This window comes from Streptomyces sp. ATLC9 (assembly GCF_057196705.1).
Genome location: NZ_JBXUOY010000295.1, coordinates 1 through 6,020, shown reverse-complemented (window position 1 = coordinate 6,020; position 6,020 = coordinate 1). Strand labels below are relative to the sequence as shown.

Genomic DNA, 6,020 nt, shown 5'->3' with positions numbered 1-6,020 from the left:
GCCCCGCGCGCCCCCCCCCCCCCCGCCCCCCCCCCCCCCCCCCCCCACCACGAGGGGCGACCGGTGCCGGGTGGCGTCCCCCCGGACGACACCGGTGTTCGCCTCCGGGCGCGAGGGCGCGTTCCCGCAACGCCCGCGGCCCGGAGCGCCACGGCCGATCTGCCACACTGGACGGGTTATGCCTGTACCCGGAGAACTCACCTTTGTCGCGCCGCGCGGAGCCGCCAGGCCGCCGCGGCACCTCGCCGACCTCGCCCCGGCCGAGCGGCGCGAGGCCGTCGCCGCGATCGGCGAGAAGCCGTTCCGCGCCCAGCAGCTGTCGCGGCACTACTTCGCCCGGTACGCCACCGACCCCGCCACCTGGACCGACATCCCGGCCGCCGCGCGCGGGAGGCTGGCGGACGAGCTGCTGCCCGAGCTGATGACCGTGGTGCGGCACGTCAGCTGCGACGACGACACCACCCGCAAGACGCTGTGGCGGCTGCACGACGGGACGCTGGTGGAGTCGGTGCTGATGCGCTATCCGGACCGGGTCACCATGTGCGTCAGCTCCCAGGCCGGCTGCGGCATGAACTGCCCCTTCTGCGCCACCGGGCAGGCCGGGCTGGACCGCAACCTGTCCACCGCCGAGATCGTCCACCAGATCGTCGAGGGCATGCGTGCCCTGCGTGACGGCGAGGTGCCCGGGGGCCCCGCGAGGCTGTCGAACATCGTCTTCATGGGCATGGGCGAGCCGCTGGCCAACTACAAGCGGGTCATCGGTGCCATCCGCCGCCTCACCGACCCCGAGCCCGACGGCCTGGGCCTGTCCCAGCGCGGCATCACCGTCTCCACCGTCGGACTGGTCCCGGCGATCCACCGCCTGTCCGACGAGGGCCTCAAGTGCCGGCTGGCGGTCTCCCTGCACGCGCCCGACGACGAACTGCGTGACACCCTGGTGCCGGTCAACACCCGGTGGAAGGTCCGTGAGGTCCTCGACGCGGCCTGGGAGTACGCCGAGAAGTCCGGCCGCCGCGTCTCCGTCGAGTACGCCCTCATCCGGGACATCAACGACCAGGCGTGGCGTGCCGACCTGCTGGGCCGGCTGCTGGCGGGCAAGCGGGCGCACGTCAACCTCATCCCCCTCAACCCCACGCCGGGCTCCAAGTGGACCGCCTCCCGGCCCGAGGACGAGCGCGCGTTCGTCGCCGGGCTGGAGGCGCACGGCGTGCCGGTGACCGTCCGCGACACCCGCGGGCAGGAGATCGACGGCGCCTGCGGCCAGCTCGCCGCCACCGAACGCTGAAGGACGCGACCGCCACTGGTACGGTGGCGGTGACCTCAGTGGTCGCACACAGTAGCGAAACAGTCCGAACACCAGTACCGAAACAGCGGAGCCGACAGGGGAGCGCGTACGGCGCTGAGAGTGCGGTGTCGCCGGGAGGAGCCGAGAGGCCGCCCGGGGAGCCGCAGACCCTCGGACCTGATCCGGTTAGTACCGGCGTAGGGAGTCAGAAGAAAGTGCACACCAAGCTCCGGCGCGCCCTGGGCGCCGCCGTCCTCGGCACACTCACCCTCTCCGCCCTCACGGCGTGCGGCGGCTCGCGGTCCTCCGGGGACGGCGGGGAGGAGGGGAAGGGCGGCAAGACGGTCACCCTGGTCGCCCACGACTCCTTCGCGGCCTCCGACGCCGTGCTGGAGGAGTTCACCGAGCGGACCGGCTACCAGGTGGAGGTGCTGCGCGGCGGCGACGCCGGCTCCTCCCTCAACCAGGCGATCCTGTCCAAGGACAACCCGCAGGGCGACGTCCTCTTCGGCGTCGACAACACCCTGCTCTCCCGGGCCCTGGACAACGGCCTGTTCATGCCGTACGAGGCGGAGGGCCTGGCGAAGATACCCGCGCGGTACCGGCTCGACGCCGGGAAGCACCGCGTCACCCCCGTCGACTCCGGCGACGTCTGCGTCAACTACGACCGCGCCTACTTCGAGGAGCGCGGCATCGCCCCGCCCAGGACCCTCGACGACCTCGCCGAGCCCGCCTACAAGGACCTGCTGGTCACCGAGAACGCCGCCACCTCCTCGCCCGGCCTGGGCTTCCTGCTGGCCACCGTCGCCGAGTACGGCGAGGGATGGCAGGAGTACTGGAAGAAGCTGAAGGCCAACGGCGTCGAGGTCGTCGACGGCTGGGAGCAGGCGTACTACGACCGCTTCTCCGGCTCCTCCGGCGGCAAGGGCAAGGGCGACCGGCCGCTGGTCGTCTCCTACGCCTCCAGCCCGCCCGCCGAGGTCCTGGGCGCGGACCCCGAGCCCGAGCAGGCCCCCACCGGGGTGGCCACCGGCACCTGCTTCCGCCAGATCGAGTTCGCCGGGCTGCTCGAAGGCGCGGACAATCCCGCCGGCGGCAAGGCGCTGCTGGACTTCCTGATCGGCCGGTCCTTCCAGGAGGACCTGCCGCTGCAGATGTTCGTCAACCCCGTGCGCGAGGACGCGGAACTGCCCGAGGTCTTCACCCGCCACGGCGAGACGATCGACGACCCCCACACCATGGCCCCCGCGAAGATCGCCGAGAACCGCGAGGCGTGGATCAGGGCGTGGACCTCGGCCGTCGTGAGGTGAGGACCGGCATACGCGCGGGGACGGCGGCGCGCCTCGCGCTCGCGGCGGTGCCGGCCGTCTTCCTCGCGCTGTTCTTCGCCTACCCCGTCGCCGCCATCACCGCCCGCGGGCTGTACGACGGCGGACGGTGGCGCCCGGACCGGATCGCCGCCGTCCTCACCGACCCCGACATCGCCGGCGTGGTGTGGTTCACGCTGTGGCAGGCGGTGGCCTCCACCGCACTCACCCTGCTGCTGGCGCTGCCCGGCGCGTACGTGCTCGCGCGCCTGGACTTCCCCGGCAGGCGGGTGCTGCGGGCGGCGGTCACCGTGCCGTTCGTGCTGCCCACCGTCGTGGTCGGCTCCGCCTTCCTGGCCCTGCTCGGCCGCGGCGGGCTGCTGGACCAGTGGTGGGGGGTGCGGCTGGACACCGGTGTCACCGCCATCCTGCTGGCCCACGTCTTCTTCAACTACGCCGTGGTGGTGCGGATCGTCGGCGGCCTGTGGGCGCAGCTCGACCCCCGCCAGGAGGAGGCCGCGCGGATGCTCGGCGCGGGCCGGTGGGCCGCCTGGCGCGCCGTGACCCTCCCCGCGCTTCTCCCGTCGGTGGCCGCCGCCGCGCTGATGGTCTTCCTGTTCACCTTCACCTCCTTCGGAGTCGTCCAGATCCTCGGCGGCCCCCGCCACGCCACACTGGAGGTGGAGATCTACCGGCAGACCGCCCAGCTGCTGGACCTGCCCACCGCCGCCGTCCTGACCCTGTTGCAGTTCGCCGTGGTCGCCGCCCTGATGGCCTTCCACTCGCGCACCGTCCGCCGCCGCGGGGCGGCCCTGGGCCTGGTCGACGCCGCCCGCACCGCCCGCCGTCCGCGCGGGGCCGGGCAGCGGGCGCTGCTGGCGGGGGTGCTGATCCAGGTCGCCGTGCTGCTGCTGGCCCCGCTCGCGGTGCTCGTCGAACGCTCCCTGAGCGGACCCGGCGGCTACGGGCTGCACCACTACCGCGCCCTGGGCTCGGCCGACGCGGCCGGCGGCACCTTCACCGTCGCCCCGCTGGAGGCGGTCGGCAACTCCCTGGCCTACGCGGCCACCGCCACCGCCGTCGCCCTGGCCGTCGGCGTCCCGGCCGCGGTCGCCCTCACCCTGCGCGGCCCGGGCGGCCGGGCCGGGCGGCTGCTGCGCGGTCTCGACGCGCTGCTGATGCTCCCGCTGGGCACCTCGGCGGTCACCGTCGGCTTCGGTTTCCTCATCGCCCTGGACGCGCCTCCGCTGGACCTGCGCTCGTCGTGGATCCTGGTCCCGCTCGCCCAGGCACTGGTGGGCATCCCCTTCGTGGTGCGTGCCCTGCTGCCGGTTCTGCGGGCGGTGGACGCCCGGCTGCGCGAGGCCGCCGCGGTGCTGGGCGCCTCGCCGCCGCGCGTGTGGCGCGAGGTCGACCTGCCGCTGGCGCGACGGGCGCTGCTGGTCGCCGCGGGCTTCGCCTTCGCCGTCTCCCTGGGCGAGTTCGGCGCCACCGTCTTCATCGCCCGAGCCGACGCCCCCACCCTGCCCGTCGCCGTCGCCCGCCTGCTGGGCCGGGCCGGGGAGGCCAGCTACGGGCAGGCCATGGCGCTCAGCACGATCCTGATGCTGCTGTGCGCGGCGACCCTGCTGGCGCTGGAGGGCGCCCGCACCGACCGATCGGGAGAGCTGTAGGGATGGCCTCGCTGCGACTGGACGGCGTCACCGTACGCTTCGGGAGGCACACCGCCCTGGACGCCGTGGATCTCGACGTCGCCGAGCACGAGATCGTCTGCGTGCTCGGCCCCTCCGGCAGCGGCAAGTCCACCCTGCTGCGGACCGTCGCGGGACTGACCCGGCCGGACTCCGGGCGGGTGCTGCTCGCCGGGCGCGACCAGCGGGGGGTGGCCCCGCACCGGCGCGGAGTGGGTCTGATGTTCCAGGACCACCAGCTCTTCCCCACCCGTGACGTCGGGGGCAACGTCGCCTTCGGTCCGCGCATGCGCGGCGAGTCGCGCGGGGAGATCCGGGAGCGGGTCGCCGGACTGCTGGAACTGGTCGGTCTGCCCGGGGCGCAGAAACGGCCCGTGGCAGTCCTCTCCGGCGGCGAGCAGCAGCGTGTCGCGCTCGCCCGCGCGCTCGCGCCCAGCCCCGGTCTGCTGATGCTGGACGAGCCGCTCGGCCAGCTCGACCGGTCCCTGCGCGAGCGGCTCGTGGTGGAGTTGCGGCAGCTCTTTCGCCGTCTGGGCACCACCGTGCTGGCCGTCACCCACGACCAGGGCGAGGCGTTCGCGCTCGCCGACCGGGTGGTGGTGATGGAGGCCGGGCGGATCGCCCAGACCGGCAGCCCGGTGGACGTGTGGCTCCGCCCCGCCTCGGAGTTCGTCGCCCGCTTCCTGGGCTTCACCAACCTCGCCGCCGCGACCGTGCGGGGGCGGAGCGCCGACACCCCCTGGGGCGCGGTACCCGTACCGCCCGGCACGCCGGAGGGGGCGTGCACCCTGCTGGTGCGCCCCGCGGGGGTACGGCTGGCCGCGTCCGGCGAGGGACTGCCGTGCACCGTCACCGCACGCACCCTGCGCGGTGGGGGCTCCTCGGAGATCTCCCTGCTGCTCGCGCCGGAACGCGGTCCCGCGCTGGAGGCGTCCTGTCCCCTGCACACGGCGCCCGAACCCGGTACCGCCGTGTCCGCCACCTTCGACGCCGGCGAGGTGGTCGCCCTGCCCGCGGGGTGAGCGCGAGCGGGAAGGAGGGAACGGGCGGGGCCGGACGATGCGGAGCCCTGTCTACCGCACCAGCGGCACCGAGGCCAGCTCCGCCACCAGCCAGGCCACCGACACCAGCACACCCAGCAGTGCCGCCGTCCGCAGCGCGGCGGCGGCGCGCAGCAGCCGTCGCGGTACGCCGAGCCGCCGCAGTCCGTCGTTGGCGGGGGCACGGGCCGCACGGAAATCCGACGCCGCGCTCAGCGCGCCCGCCACCGCGCACACCACGACCACCGCCGTCCCCAGCGCGGCCAGCGGCCCCATGGCCGCCCCGCCGCCGAGGACCGCGCCCGGCTCGCGCAGCCGGACCGCCGTCAACGCCCCCGCCGTCACCGCGCACAGCACCCCCGCCGGGTGGCCCACGCGCGGCGCCTCCTCCCGCAGCACCCGGCCCGACAGCAGCCGCAGCGCCCCCGGCCGGCCGGCCGCCAGCAGCAGCCCGCACAGGTGGACCAGACCCGGACCGGCCAGCACCAGTCCTGCGGCGATCAGCAGCCAGCCGGCCACGATCCCCGGGTCCAGGGCGTCCGGCGAGCCCGGCAGCGGCGCCCGCGGGACGGCGGAGGCGATGAGCCGCTCGGCGGCGTGGGTCTCCAGGGCCAGGCCGGTCGCGGTGGCCGCCACACCCCAGGGCAGCCCGGCGGGCACCGGCGGCGGCCGGCGGGGGAGTGCCGCGGGTGGTTCC

At 75.1% G+C, this 6,020-nt stretch carries 4 protein-coding genes, 1 pseudogene and 1 riboswitch; of the genes and pseudogenes, 4 read left to right on the top strand and 1 reads right to left on the bottom strand.

All coding sequences use genetic code 11. The annotated features are described in order from the left end of the window. Window positions 1-178 precede the first annotated feature (178 nt). The 4 genes from rlmN (at window position 179) to AC2CJA_RS22870 (ending at window position 5,305) form a co-directional block, all read left to right on the top strand. Window positions 179-1,285, top strand: coding sequence for a dual-specificity RNA methyltransferase RlmN (rlmN, locus tag AC2CJA_RS22885; protein WP_484604567.1), 1,107 nt, complete (start codon window positions 179-181; stop codon window positions 1,283-1,285). A gap of 86 nt (window positions 1,286-1,371) precedes the next feature. Next, a riboswitch (TPP riboswitch) is annotated at window positions 1,372-1,506 on the top strand. Continuing rightward, on the top strand, window positions 1,501-2,595 hold the full coding sequence (locus tag AC2CJA_RS22880; RefSeq protein ID WP_484604566.1) for a thiamine ABC transporter substrate-binding protein: 1,095 nt from the start codon (window positions 1,501-1,503) through the stop codon (window positions 2,593-2,595). (Overlaps the previous riboswitch by 6 nt.) Continuing rightward, window positions 2,571-4,265 (top strand): ABC transporter permease, encoded by a 1,695-nt coding sequence (locus AC2CJA_RS22875; protein ID WP_484604565.1) that lies wholly within the window; start codon window positions 2,571-2,573, stop codon window positions 4,263-4,265. The genes AC2CJA_RS22880 and AC2CJA_RS22875 overlap by 25 nt, the downstream gene beginning before the upstream one ends. 2 nt (window positions 4,266-4,267) lie before the next feature. Next, the gene (locus AC2CJA_RS22870) at window positions 4,268-5,305 is read left to right on the top strand and encodes an ABC transporter ATP-binding protein (protein WP_484604564.1); all 1,038 of its coding nucleotides are present in this window, start codon (window positions 4,268-4,270) and stop codon (window positions 5,303-5,305) included. Between the two features lie 51 nt (window positions 5,306-5,356). Here the strand turns inward: AC2CJA_RS22870 and AC2CJA_RS22865 are convergent. After that, a pseudogene (locus tag AC2CJA_RS22865) lies at window positions 5,357-6,020 on the bottom strand (hypothetical protein); the annotation flags it as partial.